At 66.5% G+C, this 17,845-nt stretch carries 19 protein-coding genes; 8 read left to right on the top strand and 11 right to left on the bottom strand.

Annotated elements, in window-relative coordinates:
• Positions 1–363 carry an RNA-binding S4 domain-containing protein gene (locus Q4G50_RS02515; RefSeq protein WP_303376066.1) on the top strand — a complete coding sequence of 121 codons (363 nt, stop codon included), beginning with the start codon at positions 1–3 and terminating at the stop codon, positions 361–363.
• Here Q4G50_RS02515 and Q4G50_RS02520 read toward each other — a convergent pair.
• The 8 genes from Q4G50_RS02520 to Q4G50_RS02555 form a co-directional block, all read right to left on the bottom strand.
• Positions 360–1,142 (bottom strand): PrsW family intramembrane metalloprotease, encoded by a 783-nt coding sequence (locus Q4G50_RS02520; protein WP_303376067.1) that lies wholly within the window; start codon positions 1,140–1,142, stop codon positions 360–362. The two genes, Q4G50_RS02515 and Q4G50_RS02520, sit on opposite strands and share 4 nt — an antisense overlap.
• Positions 1,139–1,687 carry a hypothetical protein gene (locus Q4G50_RS02525; protein ID WP_303376068.1) on the bottom strand — a complete coding sequence of 183 codons (549 nt, stop codon included), beginning with the start codon at positions 1,685–1,687 and terminating at the stop codon, positions 1,139–1,141. The genes Q4G50_RS02520 and Q4G50_RS02525 overlap by 4 nt, the downstream gene beginning before the upstream one ends.
• 47 nt (positions 1,688–1,734) lie before the next feature.
• Positions 1,735–2,724: an LLM class flavin-dependent oxidoreductase gene (locus Q4G50_RS02530; protein WP_303376069.1), complete on the bottom strand. Its 990-nt coding sequence runs from the start codon at positions 2,722–2,724 to the stop codon at positions 1,735–1,737.
• A gap of 34 nt (positions 2,725–2,758) precedes the next feature.
• On the bottom strand, positions 2,759–2,884 hold the full coding sequence (locus Q4G50_RS02535) for a hypothetical protein (RefSeq protein ID WP_303376070.1): 126 nt from the start codon (positions 2,882–2,884) through the stop codon (positions 2,759–2,761).
• Positions 2,885–2,931: 47 nt separating this feature from the next.
• On the bottom strand, positions 2,932–3,939 hold the full coding sequence (locus Q4G50_RS02540; RefSeq protein ID WP_303376071.1) for a GTP pyrophosphokinase family protein: 1,008 nt from the start codon (positions 3,937–3,939) through the stop codon (positions 2,932–2,934).
• Complete coding sequence (gene treY, locus Q4G50_RS02545; protein WP_303376072.1) at positions 3,932–6,421, bottom strand: malto-oligosyltrehalose synthase; 2,490 nt, start codon at positions 6,419–6,421, stop codon at positions 3,932–3,934. Before treY ends, Q4G50_RS02540 begins: the two co-directional genes overlap by 8 nt.
• Positions 6,422–6,467: 46 nt before the next feature.
• Positions 6,468–7,019, bottom strand: a complete 552-nt coding sequence (locus tag Q4G50_RS02550) for a hypothetical protein (RefSeq protein ID WP_303376073.1) — start codon at positions 7,017–7,019, stop codon at positions 6,468–6,470.
• 68 nt (positions 7,020–7,087) lie between these two features.
• Positions 7,088–8,116 (bottom strand): hypothetical protein, encoded by a 1,029-nt coding sequence (locus Q4G50_RS02555; RefSeq protein ID WP_303376074.1) that lies wholly within the window; start codon positions 8,114–8,116, stop codon positions 7,088–7,090.
• Between the two features lie 68 nt (positions 8,117–8,184).
• Here Q4G50_RS02555 and Q4G50_RS02560 point away from each other — a divergent pair, with 68 nt between their 5' ends.
• Positions 8,185–8,541: a helix-turn-helix domain-containing protein gene (locus Q4G50_RS02560; protein ID WP_303376075.1), complete on the top strand. Its 357-nt coding sequence runs from the start codon at positions 8,185–8,187 to the stop codon at positions 8,539–8,541.
• 3 nt (positions 8,542–8,544) lie between these two features.
• Here the strand turns inward: Q4G50_RS02560 and glgX are convergent, their stop codons facing one another.
• Together glgX and Q4G50_RS02570 are read right to left on the bottom strand one after the other, a co-directional pair.
• Positions 8,545–10,998: a glycogen debranching protein GlgX gene (glgX, locus tag Q4G50_RS02565; protein WP_303376076.1), complete on the bottom strand. Its 2,454-nt coding sequence runs from the start codon at positions 10,996–10,998 to the stop codon at positions 8,545–8,547.
• Positions 10,999–11,037: 39 nt separating this feature from the next.
• Entirely contained in the window at positions 11,038–11,574 is a 537-nt protein-coding gene (locus tag Q4G50_RS02570) for a TetR family transcriptional regulator (RefSeq protein WP_303376077.1), read from the bottom strand.
• A gap of 92 nt (positions 11,575–11,666) precedes the next feature.
• Here Q4G50_RS02570 and Q4G50_RS02575 point away from each other — a divergent pair, with 92 nt between their 5' ends.
• From Q4G50_RS02575 to nadC, 3 genes are read left to right on the top strand one after another with little or no spacing between them, the layout of a single operon-like run.
• Positions 11,667–12,308, top strand: coding sequence for a hypothetical protein (locus tag Q4G50_RS02575; protein ID WP_303376078.1), 642 nt, complete (start codon positions 11,667–11,669; stop codon positions 12,306–12,308).
• Positions 12,309–12,803 (top strand): hypothetical protein, encoded by a 495-nt coding sequence (locus Q4G50_RS02580; protein ID WP_303376079.1) that lies wholly within the window; start codon positions 12,309–12,311, stop codon positions 12,801–12,803.
• On the top strand, positions 12,800–13,675 hold the full coding sequence (nadC, locus tag Q4G50_RS02585; RefSeq protein ID WP_303376080.1) for a carboxylating nicotinate-nucleotide diphosphorylase: 876 nt from the start codon (positions 12,800–12,802) through the stop codon (positions 13,673–13,675). Before Q4G50_RS02580 ends, nadC begins: the two co-directional genes overlap by 4 nt.
• Here the strand turns inward: nadC and Q4G50_RS02590 are convergent, their stop codons facing one another.
• A complete protein-coding gene (locus tag Q4G50_RS02590) occupies positions 13,676–14,752 on the bottom strand; it encodes a YbjN domain-containing protein (protein WP_303376081.1) in 1,077 nt (358 codons plus the stop codon).
• A gap of 82 nt (positions 14,753–14,834) precedes the next feature.
• On the opposite strand from Q4G50_RS02590, the gene hisD reads away from it, so the two are divergent.
• From hisD to hisB, 3 genes are read left to right on the top strand one after another with little or no spacing between them, the layout of a single operon-like run.
• On the top strand, positions 14,835–16,139 hold the full coding sequence (hisD, locus tag Q4G50_RS02595; RefSeq protein WP_303376082.1) for a histidinol dehydrogenase: 1,305 nt from the start codon (positions 14,835–14,837) through the stop codon (positions 16,137–16,139).
• Positions 16,140–17,246 (top strand): histidinol-phosphate transaminase, encoded by a 1,107-nt coding sequence (locus Q4G50_RS02600; protein WP_303376083.1) that lies wholly within the window; start codon positions 16,140–16,142, stop codon positions 17,244–17,246.
• Positions 17,239–17,841, top strand: coding sequence for an imidazoleglycerol-phosphate dehydratase HisB (gene hisB, locus Q4G50_RS02605; protein WP_303376084.1), 603 nt, complete (start codon positions 17,239–17,241; stop codon positions 17,839–17,841). Before Q4G50_RS02600 ends, hisB begins: the two co-directional genes overlap by 8 nt.
• Positions 17,842–17,845: the final 4 nt, after the last annotated feature.

Genomic DNA, 17,845 nt, shown 5'->3' on the forward strand with positions numbered 1-17,845 from the left:
ATGTCCGTCCGCATCGACGTCTGGGTGTGGGCTGTCCGGATCTTCAAGACCCGTTCTGACGCCGCCGCGGCCGTCCGCGCCGGGCACGTCAAACTCAACGGCGTGGCAGTCAAACCCGCCCAGCAGGTGGTCCCCGGGGACCGGGTCCGCGCGTGGGTCAACCACCGCGAACTTCAACTGGAGGTGGTGGACACCCCACGCAAACGCGTCGGCGCACCCATCGCCCGCACCTGCTACCTCGACCACTCCCCGCCGCCCCCGCCGAAGGAGATCCTGGCATCCCAGCCGCGCCGTGACCGCGGGGCCGGCCGCCCGACGAAACGGGAACGCCGCGAACTCGATCGGCTGCGCGGGCGGGACTAGACCATCCTGCGTGCCGCGACCCAGCAGGCGATGAGCGCGCCCAGGTACGCCGGCCACATGATGATGATCGCCCAGACGCCCGGCCAGTCGTAGTTCCACGCAAAGTGCATGAGGAAGGCGATGGTCGGCCCGCCGAGGCCGTAGAGCCAGCGTTGGGAGGTGCGCAGCCGGGGGTGCAGGAGTGCCAGGCCGATACCCAGGCCCGCGACCCCGGAGAAGAACACGTGCAGGCCCGGACCGGCGATGGCCCGGATGAACCACATGGTCAGCAGGCCATCGACATCGGAGTTGGCATCTTCGAGAGCTCCGGCCGCGCCGTACTGGACGGTTTCGATCAGCTCGAAGCCGAGACCGACGAAGATGCCCACCAGGAGCCCATCCCAGGGACGGTTCCACAGGCGGGGCAGAGCCAGCAGGATGAGCGCGATGCCGAGGGATTTACCGATCTCCTCCGGCCATGCCCCGGCCAAGGAAGCCTCCGCCGCCTCCCAGCCCAGGGCGGTGGCGATGGTGGTCAGCGATTCACCGGAGGCCAGGATGAAGGCGAAAGACCCGAAGGCACCCCAGGCGAGGGGGAGCAATGGCCAGGCGCCGGCCGGGCGCCACAACACCGAGCGACGCATCAGGGCCCACACCACGGCGATGAGGGCCGCGGAGATAGCGAAACCCACCAGGAGAGACAGCGGGGTGGCGCTGGCGAAGACGCTCAGTGTCACCACGTTGATGGCCGCCCCGATGACGATGATGAGGCCGAGGAGGAAGAAGGCTACACGGCTCATGGGACCCTCCGGAGATCGGCAAGCAGGGCGGCGGTGGTCTCCGTGACCTGGTTTTCCGGGCCAGAAAGCACCGCGACGAGCGCGTTCGACGTAGCCGGCTCGCCGAGGACGATGACGCTGTAGGACTTGTTCCCGTCGGTGGTGGGACCACCAGTCCAGGCGGGCAGATCCTCGTCGGTTCTCGCGCGGACCATCTCGGGAGGGGTGGCCTGCGCGAAGGTGGCGGCGCGGATGGCGCGGACGCCGAAACGGGGCAGATCCTCCACTTCTTCTGCGGAGCGGGTGACCACGGTGACATCCCCGCAGCTGAACTCGTGGGCGCCGATGGTGAGGGAGGCACGGCGCTCGCAGCTACGGGGTGCGGTGGCGCGCAGGGCGGGATCAGCCCCGCCGAGAGTGATGATGTCAACGCTTTCCAGCGCGAGAGGCTCGTCCTGCGTGGTGAGGCCGGCGGCAAGCCCGAGTGGCAGCAATGTCGCAGCAAGCGCCAGGCCGGTGGCCGCCACAAGAGCGCGGGCGGCCGAAGGTGGAGTGGATACAGTCACCGGATCATGAAACCACTACTGTGGTCAGGCCGCAAAAACGCGGAAGATCATACGAGCAGCTCCCGCACCCGGGGAATGACCTCCTCGCCGTAGAGACGGATGGTCTCCAGATTGTGCTCGTGGGAGGTCGGGCCGTTGGCGTACTTGAGGGTGAAGCGGTCCAGCTCCAGGGCGCGGACAGTATCGGCGATCTTGCGGGCCACGGTCTCCGGGGAACCGACATACAGCGCACCGTGGTGGACTTCCGCCATGAACTGCTCCGCCGAAGGGGCCGACCAACCGCGTTCGGCGCCAATGCGGCGGTGGGCGGCCAACCAGTGCTCGTAGAGACGCTCTTGGGCCTCCGCGTCAGTGGGGGCGATGAGCCCGGGGGAGTGCACGCCGACCACGCCGCCGGGGATCTCTCGGCGGTAGAGGTCGACGAAGGGGCGGAAGCGGCGGGAGGAACCGCCGATGATGGCCAGCATGAGCGGCATGCGGTGGCGGGCGGCGCGCAGCACCGACTCGGGGGAACCACCGACGGCGACCCATACCGGCAGCTCCTCCGCCAGCGGCGGGTGGAGGTGGTCGACACCGCGGTCCCAGTTGATGAGATCGCCGGTGGAGGCGGCGTCGAGAAGCGTGCGCATGAGTGCCAGCTTGTCCTCGAAAAGACGCTCGTAGTCGGCCAGGTCATAGCCGAAGAGGGGGAAGGACTCGATGAAGGAGCCGCGGCCCAGGGTTAATTCCGCCCGTCCGGAGGACAGGGCCTGCAGGGTGGAGAAGCGTTCCATGATGCGCACCGGATCATCGGAGGACAACACGATGACGGAGGTGGTCAGGCGGATGCGTTCGGTGCGTCCGGCGATGGTGGCCAGGACGATGTCGGGGGCGGAGACGGCGTAGTCATCGCGGTGGTGTTCGCCGATGCCGAAGACATCGACGCCAACGCGATCGGCCTCGACAGCTTCCGCGACCACGTTGCGCAGAACTTGGTCGGGGGCGACGCCGTTGACGTCACCGAAAGTGTCGAGGCCGAAAGTGAGGTGGGAGTTCATGCCGACGATGATACGTCAACAACTCCCGGGGGTGCTACCACAGACCCCAGTTGGCCGGCGGGAAATCAATACCCAGCGGACGGAAGAAGTTCGCGACCGTCAGCGCCCACACGTGGATGGCATCAGCCAGCTGGGGGAAATCTTCGCGGATGGACGACATATGATGGTGCTCCTTGATCGACGGGGCATAAGGGGACTCTGCTCATGTTACTGGTTGAGTATCCGCGCGGCGCGCATGAGTTTCAGGCGGCGCGCCAACTGCGTCGGACGCTGCACCGGGCGCACCCCGATCTCTCCGGTCCGACGGATGTGCTCCTGGCCGTAGCGGCGCAGCAGGAGATCGTCGATAAGCCTGATCTGGCCCGGATGAAAACGATAACGCAGGGCACGGTGCACGGCGTCGATATCGGAATCGTCGAGCAACGCCGCCAACTCCTCCACCGTGGTGATGCCGTCGGCGGCGAGGATCTCCGCCAGGAAACGGTAATTCTCCGAACGCGAACGCGGGAAACGATTCCCCAGCAGCATCGCCAGCACACCCGGCAGGGTCTCCGGGGTGAGGTCCACATCCGCCGGGGAGGAATCCTCCGTGACCTGGGACGCCGCGATCTGGTCGAATTGCTGGTCCGCCAACTCGATCAGTCCCGCAGCCAGGGCGAAGGCACGGTCCACCTTCGGGTCCAGCTCCTCGGTACCCCGCTTGTAGCGGACATCATGCTCGAACTCCGCCCAGGCGTGCTGCAGGACCGTGCGGATCTGCACCTCGAAGCTCACGCCCTGGTAGTCGGCGAGCTCCTCGATATCGGTGGAATTCTCATCGACAGTGAGGATGAGGTGATGCGAGCCGTAGCCGAAACCACCCGCGATGCGGGTCTCCGCGGTCTTGTCCACCGAGCGCTCCACCGTGAAAGACTGCCGTAGCACGTCGATGGCCACCGGGATCTCCGTGGAGTGGAACGTGGTCACGCGCACGCCGATGAGATCGTGGATGTCCTCCCACGGCTCCGGATACATCCATTCGCCGTTCGCACGCTTCTTGTAGGCCTTCGCCTTCAACGAGGGCCAGTCCTTCACGCGGGCGACCACCCGGTCATAGGTCACACCGGCGTCAGCGAGCAGGTCCTCCACCCCGGCGGCGAAATGCTCCGCCGCATCCGGGTGGGCGCGGACCCACTCGTGGTAGCGGCTGCCCAGCCGCGCCATCCGATCAGACATCCTGCTCCACCGGCTGCCGCACCAACAGTGCCGCGGGGAACATATCGAGCACCTGCGCCAGCGGAACTGTCTCGGAGAAGGTGCGGCCGGTGAGACGATCCAGCCACCTGCCCTCCGGGAGGGTGACGGTGGTGTCATTCCAGCCACCCCGGCGCTCCAGGTCCAGCGGGCGGCGGGTGGCCAGGGTGATTACCCCGACGCCGGCCTCGCCCGTGGTGCCCGCCGCGCCGCGGGCCTGGCCGATGAGGTGGGACTCCTCCGCGCCGACGGCGAACACGGCCTGCGTGTCTCCATTGACGAAGTACTCCGGATGCTCGGCGCGCACCTTCAGGCCCTCGTGGACGAAGTGCAGCTTCGCGCGATCGCCGTAGAGATCCAGGTGCGGGTAGTCACCGGAAGTCTCGGACTGGGCTTCTGCCTCCGCGGCCAGATCCTGCCAGTCCACGCCGTCGGCGAGGATATCCAGGGTCTGCTGGCGGGCGGTGTAATCCACGAAGCGGCGGTTGTCGGGGTCGACGAGGGAGTCGTCGAAGAATTCGGTGCCCTGGTAGATGTCCGGGATGCCGGGGCCGGTGAGCTGCAGCAGCTTGCGCCCCAGGGAGATACGGTTCGCGCCGCGGGCCAGGGGGGCGACGAACTCGGTGATCATGGAGGTGACGGGGCCGTCGAAAAGCACATCCACCCAGTCGAGGACTGCGGTCTCAAAAGCCTCATTCGGAGCAACCCACGTGGTGTGCACGCTCGCCTCGCGCAGCGCCTTGGTCACATACCCGTGGAAACGCTCGCGCAGGGAATCGGTGATCTGCCCGTCCGCCGGCCACACACCCAGCAGGTTCTGCAGCAGGAAATGCCCGGTGCCGGAGTCGGGGGCCGGCACCACGGAGGTGACGCGGTGCACGAGCTCAGAGAAGTCCGAGGGACGCTCGGTGAGCTCGATGATGCGGGAACGCACGTCCTCGCCGCGCTTGGTGTCATGGGTGGATAGAGTGGTCATCGCCTTCGGCCACAGGCGGGCGCGCTCCTGCTGCAGCAGGTGGAACTCGGCCGCCGAGACGCCGAAACGACCCGGCGCGCCGCCCACCTCCTGCAGAGCCACCAGGCGGCAGGCGCGGTAGAAGGTGGTGTCCTCCACGCCCTTGGCCATGACGGCACCGCAGACCTGCGCGAAACGGATCTTGGCCTCGGCGTTGGCGCCCAGGGCGGCGACGATGAGGTCCAGGGCATCCCGGCGCGAGGGGAATCGGCGCGACATCTCCGCCACGACGGTGGCCGTCACGCGCGAGAGCGAGAGGTAGTCCGCGCGGTAGACGGGCATGGCGGCGACGAGCTCGGTGATGGTGGTGATGAGGTCTTCCTCTGCCACACCCGAGCCGGCGGTGGAGAAGTTATCGCGGCGCATGGCGCGGGCCAGGCGTCGGATCTCGGCGGCGAGTTCCTCCTGGGCGACCTCGCGCTTGAGCTGATGCATGGTGACGTCGATGGCGGCCTCGTCCCACGTGGAGCCCGATTGCTGCAGGGCCAGCATGGACAGTGAATCCTCCGCCTCCCGGGCGATGAACACACCGTCGAGCTCGCGCAGGGCGTCGTAGCCGGTGGTGCCGTCGACCGCCAGACGCGGGTCGAGGGTCTCATCCACCTCGAGAATCTTCTCCACCACCAGCCAGCGCTCCGGGCCGACCACATCACGGAGTCGGTTGAGGTAGCCGAAGGGGTCGGACAGGCCGTCCGGGTGGTCGACGCGGACGCCGTCGATAAGATCCTCGGCGATGAGCTGACGCACGATGCGGTGCGTGTGCTCGAACACCATCGGATCCTCCTGGCGGATGCCGGCCAGCCCGTTGACGGAGAAGAAACGACGGTAGGAGATGACGCCGTCGCGCCAGTACATCAGCCGGTAGCTCTGCTGCTCGTAGACTTCTGCCACGTCGTCGTCGAGGGTGACGTCATCGCCGACGGGGAAAAGATGATCGTAGTAGGCCAGCACGATCTCCCCGTCGACCTGGCGCAGCTCAAGCTTGTCGATGTCTTCCGGCGAACCCAGCACGGGCATTCCCAGCTTTCCGCCCGCACCGTTGTCGGCGTGCCAGTCGATGTCGAAGTAGTGCTCATACTCCGAGTCCTGCCCGTGCTTGAGCACGTCCCACCACCACTTGTTCAGGCGCGGGTTCTCCACGCCGAGGTGGTTGGGCACGATATCGATGATCAGGCCCAGCCCCGCCCCGTGGGCCGTCGCCGCGAATTCCCGCAGCCCTTCGATGCCGCCGAGCTCGGGGTTGATCTCGGTGGGGTCGGTGACGTCGTAGTTGTGGCTCGACGTGGGATCCGCGGTGAAGATGGGGGAGAGGTAGATGTGGCTGACGCCGAGCGCCTTGAGGTAGGGGACCTGGGCGGCCGCCTCGGCGAAACCAAAGGCCCGCCCCGAGGGGTCCGCCTCTGGCCCGCGTAGTTGCAGACGGTAGGTGGCGGTGATCGGACGGCGCATGGGACTCCTCAGAATTCATTGGATGCAGGAAAGTGCACTCCACAGCTTAGGCGGGTGCGGCGACCTGCGTGCGGGTCGACACAGCCACGGGGAAGCCGTGGCGTTGGTATACCGCCTCCGGCGGATGCTTATCGACGCCCCCCTTACCCACCGCCACCAGTCCATCGGCAGGGAGGTAGCGCCACACCACCGGCCCGCCGAGTAGCTCGGCGAGGTGATCATCAAGGATGCGGAAGGTACGGGGGTGCGCCAGCCAGCTGGTGGCCGGCGCGCCGGGCAGGGCGACCTGAAGGCCCGCGGCACCGGCACCAAGCAGGTGGTGGGCCGGGCGGGTGCGGACGTTGATGCCCTCGGGTGTGCGGGCGCGCTCAATGAGGTTGGAGGCGGAGAGTTCCCACGCTCCGTGGGCGGAAAGGTGCAGCTCTGACAAACCGCGGTAGCTGATGTCGGCGCCGCCACAGGTGAAGGTGGCGGACAGGTCACGGGATAGGGAAATGGAGGCGATGGTATCGCAGAAGCCGTCGTCGGAGAGGCCACGGTGGCGCAGCCAGGAGGCGGGGCGGAGGGCGGGCAGCAGGTCGGTGGGGTCCAGGGGCACGGGCGTTCCTTTCAGTCCAGTGTCACCACTGTTGGACTTCGAAAAGGGGCCCGCGGTTCCCTCCTGCCCTAAAACGGGGGTTGTTCCTCGTCCTCGGCGGTGAGCCCCAGCACGGCGATGAGCTGCTCGCCAGTCCAGATTTGCAGGGCCTGGCCCTGGTCGATGAGCTCCTCGGCGCGCTTTTCCTTCGAGGTCTTGGTGGCCCACGTGCCAGCGACCAGGATGGTGGTCTTCTTGGTCACGTTCTTACCGATGTCCGCGCCCAGATCAGCGATCGCCGACCACAACCGCCCCTTGTCGAAGGGTTCGAAATCGCCGGTGAGGGTGACGTGATGGCCGAACAGCGGGTTGGTGGGATCCGCGTCCGGGTTGGCCTGCGGGATGACATCCGGGGTGGCCACCGACTGCCAGGGCGCGCGCCGGGTGGGTTTCTTCTCCTCCGGGGCCGGCGCGGGGGCGGGGGCCAGGGCAGTACGCAGCACCGGCCACACGCGCTGGGCGTTGAGAATGCCCAGCGACAGGCCAGCGGCCCGGAACGTCTCCTCCACCGGCCCCGTGACCTGTGCGGAACCCGTGGCCCGCTCCAAACTCAGCGTGCACCCGAACTCGAACTCCGGCACTTCTTCCCCGGCGGCCAGAAACGCGTGGCGCAGCGCGATCATCACCATCTGTGCGTCATGGGCCAGCACCGGTAGATCACCCACAAACGAGGCAACCTCACCCAGCTGAAGCTCGCGTTCCTCCACCGCCTCGCCGTTGTGCAAACGCACCGCGTGCAGGCCGTCCAGCACCACCGCATCAAGCCCCGGAACCCCCGAGGTAGCGGGTGCCTCTCCACGCAGGGCCGCCTCCACCGCCGCGACAAATTCCTTCGCCTCCGCGGCCTGGCCGGGGGCGAAAGTGATGACGGTGCCGGGGCCTGCGAGGGTGACGTGGCCGACGTCGATAAGCGAGGGTGGTGTGGAACTGACGCCGGTGACCTGCTCCAACGCAACCTCCACCTCATCTTCGCCGGTGAGCGCGGCGCGTAGCGCCGAATGCGCGATACGGATGCCGGATGTGCTGACAGTGAGCTGGGCGCCGTGGGCCGGGATCACGATGGGACTCCGATCATGGAAGAAAAGCGGGAATGCACGCTCAGTCTACCGGGGTAGAATGGGCGGGCATGGACGGCTGGGTACGCGATGCAGATCCCTTCGACCGCACCTGCCCGAGTAGGCGGTTGCTCGCCAACCTCGCCGACAAGTGGAGCATCCTCATCATCCTCGCCCTCGACGGCGAACAACTGCGCTATCGCGAACTGGAACAGGCGGTGGATGGCATCTCCCCGAAGATGCTCACCCACCGCCTGAAAATGCTTGTCGACGACGGCCTCATCGCCCGCTGGTCCTTCGACACCATGCCCCCGCATGTCGCCTATGAACTCACCGACGCAGGCCGCAGCCTGCTGCCGGTGTTCTACCCGCTCATCGGATGGCTCATCGACCACACGTGGGACGTGGTGGAACACCCCGGGCAGTAGCGCCTAGGCCTCCTCGTCGGTGTACTCGTCGCGCTGGGCGGCACGACGCTTCGCCGCCAGCTGCTCCTCCTCGCTCATGGAGGACAGCAGGGCCTTGTTCTGGCCGGGCTCGATCTCTTCTTCCTCCGCCGGGGTGTCCTCCGGGGTAGCCGTCTCCAGCTCCTCGACGGTCGGCTCCGCGGCGGTCTTCTCGGCGGTGGCGGCGGAATCCGCGGTCACCTTGTCACCGACGACACCGAGATCCTTCTCGCGCTCCGCCTCGTCGACGACCTCCACCGCATCGACCTCTTCGTCCTCGTCGTAGATCGGCGGCTCAATCTGCTTGAGCACCATCGTCGCGCGCGAGGGCACAGTGATGGTGCCCTTCGCCTCGATGACGGAGGCCTCGATCGGGTAGCCGATGTCCTCGGTGGTGTCGACCAGCAGCTGCCAGCGGGCACCGAAGGCGCGCGGCGGCAGGGTGAACTCGATCTCCTCGTAGTGCGCGTTGAACATGAGGATGAAGGAATCGTCGACGATCTTCTGGCCGCGGGCATCCGGCTCCGTGATGGCGTTGCCGTTGAGGTAGACCATAAGGGCCTTACCGAAGGCGAAATCCCAGTCATCCTGCGTCATCAGCTTGCCGGAGGGCACCAGCCAGGCGATGTCACGGTCGCGGACATCGGCACCCAGCGGGCCACCGGCGAGGAAGCGACGGCGACGGAACACCGGGTGACGGCGACGGATGTTGAGCAACCGCTTGGTGAAGGCATGCAGGGAGGAGTTCTCCTCCAGCTGGTCCCAGTCCATCCACGCCAGCTCATTGTCCTGGCAGTAGACGTTGTTGTTGCCGTCCTGGGTACGCGCCATCTCGTCGCCGTGGCTGAGCATCGGGGTACCCAGCGACAGGATCAGCGTGGTGAGGAAGTTGCGGCGCTGACGCGCGCGCAAGGCCAGGATCTCCGGGTCATCGGTCGGGCCCTCGACGCCGTGGTTCCAGGAACGGTTGTGGGATTCGCCGTCCCGGTTGTCCTCACCGTTGGCCATGTTGTGCTTCTCGTTGTAGCTCACCAGGTCGTTGAGCGTGAAGCCGTCATGGGCGGTGATGAAGTTGATCGACGCAGTGGGGCGACGACCGTTGTTGGCGTACAGGTCCGAGGAACCGGTCAGGCGGGAGGCGAACTCACCCAGGGTGGCGGGCTCACCGCGCCAGAAATCACGCACGGTGTCGCGGTACTTGCCGTTCCACTCCGTCCACAGCGGCGGGAAGTTACCCACCTGGTAGCCATCGTGGCCGACATCCCACGGCTCGGCGATGAGCTTGGCCTGGGAGACAACCGGGTCCTGCTGGACGAGGTCGAAGAAGGTGGCCAGACGGTCCACGTCGTGCAGCTCACGGGCCAGGGTGGAGGCGAGGTCGAAGCGGAAGCCGTCGACGTGCATCTCGGTGATCCAGTAGCGCAGCGAATCCATGATCAGCTGCAGGGAGTGCGGATCGCGCACGTTGAGCGAGTTACCCGTGCCGGTGTAGTCCATGTAGTGGTACTTGTCACCGTCGACCAGGCGGTAGTAGGCCTCGTTGTCGATACCGCGGAACATGATCGTCGGGCCCAGGTGGTTGCCCTCGGCGGTGTGGTTGTACACCACGTCGAGGATGACCTCCATGCCGGCCTCGTGGTAGGCGCGGACCATACCCTTGAACTCGGAGACGGCACCGCCGGGCTTACGGGCGGCGGCGTAATCCTGGTGCGGGGCGAAGAAACCGAAGGTGTTGTAACCCCAGTAGTTGCGCAGCCCGAGGTCGCGCAGGCGGTCATCCTGCAGGAACTGGTGCACCGGCATGAGCTCGACGGCGGTGACACCCAGGTCCTTGAGGTAGGAGATGATCGCCGGGTGGGCGAGACCGGCGTAGGTGCCGCGCAGGTTCGGCGGCACGTCCGGATGCGTCATGGTCAGACCCTTGACGTGGGTCTCGTAGATGACGGTCTCGTTGTAGGGGATGCGCGGTGCGCGGTCCGAACCCCAGTCGAAGAAGGGGTTGATGACCACGGACTTCATCGTGTGGCCGAGGCTGTCCTCCTCATTGCGGCCCGATCCCGGCGGGTCGGCGAAGATGTCATAGGAAAACAGCGAGGGGTCGCCGTCGAAATCGCCGTCGAAAGCCCGGGCGTAGGGGTCGACGAGCAGCTTGTTCGGGTCGCAGCGCTTACCGTTGTGCGGGTCGTACGGGCCGTGGACACGGAAGCCGTAGCGCTGGCCCGGCTGCACGCCGGGGAGGTAGCAGTGCCAGACGTTGGCGTGTACTTCTTCGAGGTTGATGCGGACTTCGTTGTCCTCACGGTCGATGAGGCACAGTTCCACCTTCTCTGCGACATAGGAAAACAGTGCGAAGTTGGTGCCTGCGCCGTCGTAGGTGGAACCCAGGGGGTAGGGGTCACCAGGCCAGACCGTGTAAGTGTGCTCGGACTCAGTAGTCATGGTTGCTAATCTTATCTGTTTCCCAGCCGATCTACCGCGTCAGCCACGGCATAGATCGAGACCTGTCAACAAAATTTCCACTCCGCGCCGAAAATCGGCGGATGCCTCGGCCGGTGGTGGGGCCCCGGTGTCGGCGGCGTGTTGGGTCCGCGCCTGCTCAAGGGCGGTGGCGCCGAGGACGAGGTGCAGCAGGGCGGCGGCCCCGATGCGGCGCAGGTCACCATCCCCGGGCAGGGTGATTTCCAGCTGCTTCTCGACGTCCCCGCGCGTCCCCGAATCCGGTTGCGCCAGCGCCGCAGCGACAAGTTCCGCACCGTCCCGGCGCGAGAGCATGCATTCGCGCAGCAGGTCAGCCAGGGCGGCAGTGGTGTCGGGAGCGGCGTCCGCGAGGACGGGGGCGAGGATCTCCTCCGCGATGGCTGTAATGAGTTGCTGCTTGTTGGCGATATGCCAGTACAGAGCCCCCGGGGCCACATTGAGTGAGGTGGCGACGCGTCGCATGCTCATGTCCGCCAGGCCGTAGGTATCCAGAATGTCGACGGCGGCGGCGATGATCGCGTCCCTGCTCAGCTGCACGTTCGCCGAGCTTACCTGTTACCCAGGCCCCCGGGTTGCTAGAGTTGCCCCCAAGATCCACCCACAATCTTCCGGCAGGAGACCTCACAGCTGTGAATGTGAAGAAGACCATCGCATCGATCGCCCTCATCGTCCCGTTGACGTTTGTTGCGGCATGCGGATCCGGGGATTCCGAGGACACCACCACGAGTGTCATCCCGCAGAGCACCGTCACCTCGACCAGCGCGGTGGAAACCTCCACGGAGGAGACCACCACCACCGAGGAGACAACGGAGACCACCACGGAGGAGACCGCCACCGAGGAGTCCGCCGAGGAGCCGCAGGCTGCCGCCGGGGACCCGCTGCTGGACGAAGCCTACGACGAGCCGGAGCCCATCCAGGGTGGCCATGAGCCGAGCGAGGCCGAGCGCGCCGAGATCGAGCAGCTGGTCCGCGGTATCTACGAGGTGGATACCTTCCACCAGATGCTGCGCTACCTCCCGGAGAACACCTGCAACGAGGTTATCGCCCAGCAGGGTGGCGCCGCCGCCATGGACCTGACGGGTATCCCCGATTACCCGCTCAACCAGATGCCGCAGTTCGCTGGTTCGAACCCGCACATCGAGTCGATCACCGACATGCAGGTCGACGGCAACCGGGCTTCCGCCGTGGTCACCGCCGTGTCCGCCGGCCAGCAGGAGACCCGTACCCAGCGTTACCTGCATGAGGACGGTCGCTGGAAGTTCTGCGCCTAAATGGCAATTTCCCGCAATGTGGGGACCGCGGCGGGGATCGCCGCGGTCTCCCTTCTCGTCTACAGCGCCGTCGGCGCCCTCTGGGGGTTGCTGCGTCCGGCGTACACCGGCACTCTCGCCGAGGGTGGACAGGTGCTTATCGACGCCGCCGCCAACATCGAGTTCACCTCCTTCGGCAGCTTCGTCGCAGCCACCGGGCTGCTGGCGGTCATTGTGTCCTTGTGCGTCTATGTGCTCTCCCCGGCCACCCGGGGCCCTGCCATGTTGTGGTGGCTCATGGCGGTGGCGGCGGTGTCGGCCTATGCGTTCCTGGAGGTGGGCACCGTTACCGCGGGGTTGCTGCACGATATCGGTGATCCCCATCAGTTGGCCGAGGGGGATCGGGTGAGCATCGTGCCGGGACTGTCCCCGGGGGTGGGTTGGCTGGTCGCCCCGTTTCTGGCGGCCCTGGCCTACTGGTGTTCTGCCCTGGTGACCCCCGGCGATACAGTATGAGCATGACGCCAGATTTCCCCACCGTCGACCTTGACCCGGAGGATGTGGACCGTCTCATCGCGCAGGCGCTCGATGAGGATCTCACCTATGGTCCCGACATCACCAGCCGCGCCACCGTGCCCGCCGGACACCGCTCCAGCGCCCGGATCGTGCCGCGCCAGCCGGGCACCATCGCCGGTCTTTTCGTCGTCGACCGTGTGCTGCGGCAGGTGGCGACCATGGATTTCCGCGTTGAGGAGCTCGTTTCCGATGGGGACCGCGTCCACCCGGGGGACACGGTCGCCCGCATTGAGGCCGGTACCCGCGACCTGCTCACCGCCGAGCGCACCCTGCTCAACCTGCTCACGCATCTGTCCGGTATCGCTTCGGCCACCGCGCAGTGGGTCGATGCCGTCGACGGCACCGCAGCCCGCATCCGCGATTCCCGCAAGACCCTGCCCGGTTTGCGCCAGCTGCAGAAATACGCGGTCACTGTCGGCGGGGGACTCAACCACCGCCTGGGCCTCGGCGACCGCGCGTTGATCAAGGACAACCATGTCATCGCTGCCGGGGGAGTGTTGAATGCCTTCCGTGCGGTACGCGAGCACTTCCCGGACAAGTGGTGCGAGATCGAGGTGGACACCCTCGAGCAGCTCGACCTGTTGTTGCCGGAGCACCCGGATGAGATTCTGCTGGACAACTTCGAGCCGTGGATGGTGCAGGTGGCGGTGCAACGCCGTGACAAGATCTCCCCGGACACCCTGCTCGAGGCCTCCGGCGGCCTGACCCTGGATGGCGCCGCCGATTACGCCCGCACCGGCGTGGACTACCTCGCCGTCGGCTCGCTCACGCACTCCGCCCCGGCGCTCGACCTGGGGCTGGACTTCGACTAGTTAGTCCGGCCAGGCCACGGCGGATTCGCCGGTGGCGTCGGTGCTGATCTCATCGATCGCGTGCAGCACCTGGTTGATGGCCACCGCCGTGTTGTGCTCCAGCTGCACGTCGCTGAAGCCCTCCCGGACGGGGGCGGTGAACTCCACCCGCACCTGCAAGCCATCATCATCTTCGTGGCAGAACGCCTTCGTGGTGGTGTTCGCCTCGTTCCAGTCATTGCACAACAGGAACATCCGCAGGAAATCTGCGTCCGGGTCCATCCCCGGGTCCCAATGCCCCTTGACCAGGTAGCTGGGCCCGTTATCCAGGAAGAAGCCGAAGAGTATGTCATTGATCCAGGCGATGACGACATCCTCATCGCCGTGGGTTTTGCCGATACCTAGCCCGGCGAGCGTCTCCCGCACCCGCTCCAGGGTGACATCTTCCGGATGGGTCTGGGGTTCAGGCGCATCCTCCCAGTCATGCTCGGTGCTCATGGTGGCGGAGTACTCCTCATCGGTGTCACGGGGGTCGATGTCCTGCCGGCTGCGGCGGTGGTCGAGGTCGCGGAGGCGCACCACGTCGTCGTCAAGCTCATTGACACCGACGTGACGATCCCGGGGGAGCGGGCCGGACAACGCCGCCGTGTCCTGCTTCCGGCGCTGTGCGACGGTGTCTTCCGAATCGGGCATGGCCAGCTCGGGGAGATCCTCCACCAGGTGATCGACGGCCAGGCGGGCGGTCTCCATGGACAGACGCACGAAATCCGCCAGCTGGGCCGGGGTGCTGCCGGCCGCGAGGAGAAGAGCAGAACGGGCATGGAGGCTCAGCGAGCCGTCGTCGCCGACACGCAGAGACATGGTCGGGCCGAGGCGTTCGTGATTCCACGTGGTGATGGTGCGCGCCAGAAAGCCCGTCTGTTCCATGCCGACCTGGGCACGCAGTGAGGTGTCGAAAACCAACGCGAGAGGATTGCGTTCATCCAGGTAGGCGGTGACAATGTGGTCGTGCCAGGGGAAGACGAGGCGGTCAGCGCCCACGTAGCAGTGAAATCCGAATGACTCGGCGGCGACGTATACCTCGGTCAGGGTGACCATCCGGCTGACACCTCCAGAAAGTGTTCGGGTCCGTACGTCCTACAATAGGGCAATTAAGAGCCGACTTAGGAGACTTTTCACGATGCTCAACGTCATCGACCTGCGCGGTCGTACCCCGTCTACCAGCGAGCTGCGGCGCGCCCTGCCGCGTGGCGGCACCGATGTCAATGCGGTGCTGCCCACCGTGGCCCCCATCGTGGAGGCGGTGCGTGAGCGGGGCGCGGCGGCGGCGTGCGAATACGGGGAGAAATTCGACGGCGTCACCCCGGCTTCCGTGCGGGTGCCGGCGGAACTGCTGGCGCAGGCAGTGGACACCCTCGACGACGATGTCATCGAGGCGATGCAGGAGGCGATCTCCCGCGTGCGGGCGGTCCACGCCGAGCAGAAGCCGGTCTCCCACACCACCACCCTCACCGAGGGGGCAACTGTCACCGAGGTGCACATCCCCATCGAGCGGGTCGGTCTCTACGTGCCCGGCGGCAAGGCCGTGTACCCGTCGAGCGTCATCATGAACGTCGTGCCCGCCCAGGAGGCCGGGTGCTCCTCCCTGGTGGTGGCGTCCCCGCCGCAGGCCGATCACGATGGCTGGCCGCACCCCACTATCCTCGCCGCCTGCCACCTGCTGGGCATCGATGAGGTGTGGGCCGTCGGCGGCGCCCAAGCCGTCGCACTCATGGCTTATGGCGATGAGGATCTGGAGCCGGTGGACATCATCACCGGGCCCGGCAACATCTTCGTCACCGCCGCCAAGCGCCTGGTCAACGGTGTCGTCGGCATTGACGCGGAGGCCGGCCCCTCGGAGATCGCCATCCTCGCCGATGATTCGGCCGACCCGGTCTACATTGCCTATGACCTCATCTCCCAGGCCGAGCACGATGATCTGGCGGCGTCCGTCCTCATCACCGATTCGGAGGAGTTGGCGCGCACCGTCGACCGCGAGATCGACGAGCGCTACACAGTCACCCGCAACGCCGAGCGCGTCGCCGGGGCGCTCCAGGGCCAGCAGTCCGGCATCGTGTTGGTCGATGACCTCGAGCAGGGCATCGCCGTCGCCGACGCCTATGCCGCCGAGCACCTGGAGATCCACACCGAGAACGCCCGCGAGGTCGCCGAGCGTATCCGCCACGCCGGCGCTATCTTCGTCGGTTCCTACTCGCCGGTCCCGCTGGGTGACTACGCCGCGGGCTCCAACCACGTCCTGCCCACCTCCGGCACGGCGCGCTTTTCCTCCGGCCTGTCCACCCACACCTTCCTGCGCGAGGTCAACCTCATCGAGTACGACCGCACCGCGCTCAAGGAGATCGGTCCGCACATCATCGCGCTGGCCGACGCCGAGGACCTCCCGGCCCACGGTGAGTCCATCCGCGCCCGATTCGAGGTGATGTAGGTGACCCGCCTGAATCTGGACCAGCTGCCCCTGCGCGAGGAACTGCGCGGGAAGTCGCCCTATGGCGCACCGCAGCTCGATGTTCCCGTGTGTCTCAACACCAACGAGAACCCTTATCCTCCCTCGCAGGCGCTCATCGATGACCTCGTGGAGGCTGTCACCAAGGTCGCCTCCGAGCTCAACCGCTACCCGGACCGCGATGCCGTGGAGTTGCGCACCCAGCTCGCCGACTACGTCACCGAGCGCACCGGCGTTGCGGTGGGCGTGGATAACCTGTGGGCCGCCAACGGTTCCAACGAGGTCCTCCAGCAGCTGCTGCAGGCCTTCGCCGGACCGGGCCGCAAGGCGCTGGGCTTCCAACCTTCGTACTCCATGCACCCGATCCTCTCGGCGGGCACGCAGACGGAGTTCATCGACTGCCCGCGCGGTGCCGATTTCCGCATCGACATCGCCGCGGCGCTGGCCGCCATCGACAAGCACCGCCCCGACGTCATCTTCATCACCACCCCGAACAACCCGACCGGTGACGTCACCTCCCTGGGTGACATCCGCACGCTTATCGACGCCGCCCCCGGCATCGTCATCGTCGACGAAGCTTACGGCGAGTTCTCGCCGTCGCCCTCCGCCGTCACCCTGCTCGCCGAGTACCCGGCGAAGCTGGTCGTCTCGCGCACCATGTCGAAGGCCTTCGACTTCGCGGGCGGTCGCCTCGGCTACTTCGTCGCGGACCCCGCCTTCGTCGAGGCCGTCATGCTGGTGCGCCTGCCGTATCACCTGTCGATGCTGAGTCAGGCGGCGGCGACGGTCGCACTGCGGCACCGGGCTGACACGCTGGCCACCGTCGATAAGCTGGCTGCTGAGCGGGTCCGCGTCGTCGCGGCCCTGGAGGAGATGGGCTACGATGTGGTGCCCAGCGAATCGAACTTCGTGTTCTTCGGCCCCTTCGCCGACCAGCACGCTGCGTGGCAGAAGTTCCTCGACGCCGACGTGCTCATCCGTGATGTCGGGGTCGCCGGCCACCTGCGCACCACCATCGGGCTGCCCGCAGAGAACGATGCGTTCCTGAGTGCCGCCGCCGACGTGATCCAAGGAGAAGAAAGTGACTGACCGTATCGGACGTTCCACCCGGACGACCTCGGAGTCCGACATCAGCGTCGAGATCAACCTCGACGGCACCGGACGCGCCGACATCGACACCGGTTTGCCCTTCTTCGACCACATGCTCACCGCCTTCGCGGTCCACGGCTCCTTCGACCTCACCGTCCACGCTAAGGGCGACATTGAGATTGATGCGCACCACACCGTCGAGGACACCGCCATCGTCATGGGCGCCGCGCTTCTCGACGCCGTCGGCGACAAGGCCGGCATCCGCCGTTTCGGTTCCCGCCAGCTGCCGATGGACGAGACCCTCGTCGAGGCCGTTGTGGATATTTCCGGGCGCCCCTACTTCGTCATGCGTGGGGAGCCGGACCACATGATCTCCGCGGTCATCGGCGGCCACTACGCCACGGTGATCAACGAGCACTTCTTCGAGACCCTGGCTCTCAACTCCCGCATCACCCTCCATGTCATCTGCCACCACGGCCGCGACCCGCACCACATCACCGAGGCCGAGTACAAGGCCGTCGCCCGTGCCCTGCGCGAGGCCGTGGAGATTGATCCGCGTGTCACGGGCGTACCCTCGACCAAGGGAGCTCTGTAAACCG

It is taken from the genome of Corynebacterium sp. (assembly GCF_030538285.1).
In the GTDB taxonomy this organism is placed as follows: Bacteria; Actinomycetota; Actinomycetes; order Mycobacteriales; family Mycobacteriaceae; genus Corynebacterium.

Excerpts from the sequence above, each read along its gene's own strand:
- treY (WP_303376072.1), bottom strand. The coding sequence starts at position 6,421 with ATGCGCCGTCCGATCACCGCCACCTACCGTCTGCAACTACGCGGGCCA.
- Q4G50_RS02540 (WP_303376071.1), bottom strand. The coding sequence starts at position 3,939 with ATGTCTGATCGGATGGCGCGGCTGGGCAGCCGCTACCACGAGTGGGTC.
- Q4G50_RS02535 (WP_303376070.1), bottom strand. The coding sequence starts at position 2,884 with ATGTCGTCCATCCGCGAAGATTTCCCCCAGCTGGCTGATGCCATCCAC.
- Q4G50_RS02580 (WP_303376079.1), top strand. The coding sequence starts at position 12,309 with ATGGCAATTTCCCGCAATGTGGGGACCGCGGCGGGGATCGCCGCGGTC.
- Q4G50_RS02515 (WP_303376066.1), top strand. The coding sequence starts at position 1 with ATGTCCGTCCGCATCGACGTCTGGGTGTGGGCTGTCCGGATCTTCAAG.
- Q4G50_RS02520 (WP_303376067.1), bottom strand. The coding sequence starts at position 1,142 with ATGAGCCGTGTAGCCTTCTTCCTCCTCGGCCTCATCATCGTCATCGGG.
- Q4G50_RS02530 (WP_303376069.1), bottom strand. The coding sequence starts at position 2,724 with ATGAACTCCCACCTCACTTTCGGCCTCGACACTTTCGGTGACGTCAAC.
- Q4G50_RS02590 (WP_303376081.1), bottom strand. The coding sequence starts at position 14,752 with ATGGTCACCCTGACCGAGGTATACGTCGCCGCCGAGTCATTCGGATTT.
- Q4G50_RS02560 (WP_303376075.1), top strand. The coding sequence starts at position 8,185 with ATGGACGGCTGGGTACGCGATGCAGATCCCTTCGACCGCACCTGCCCG.
- hisD (WP_303376082.1), top strand. The coding sequence starts at position 14,835 with ATGCTCAACGTCATCGACCTGCGCGGTCGTACCCCGTCTACCAGCGAG.
- glgX (WP_303376076.1), bottom strand. The coding sequence starts at position 10,998 with ATGACTACTGAGTCCGAGCACACTTACACGGTCTGGCCTGGTGACCCC.
- nadC (WP_303376080.1), top strand. The coding sequence starts at position 12,800 with ATGAGCATGACGCCAGATTTCCCCACCGTCGACCTTGACCCGGAGGAT.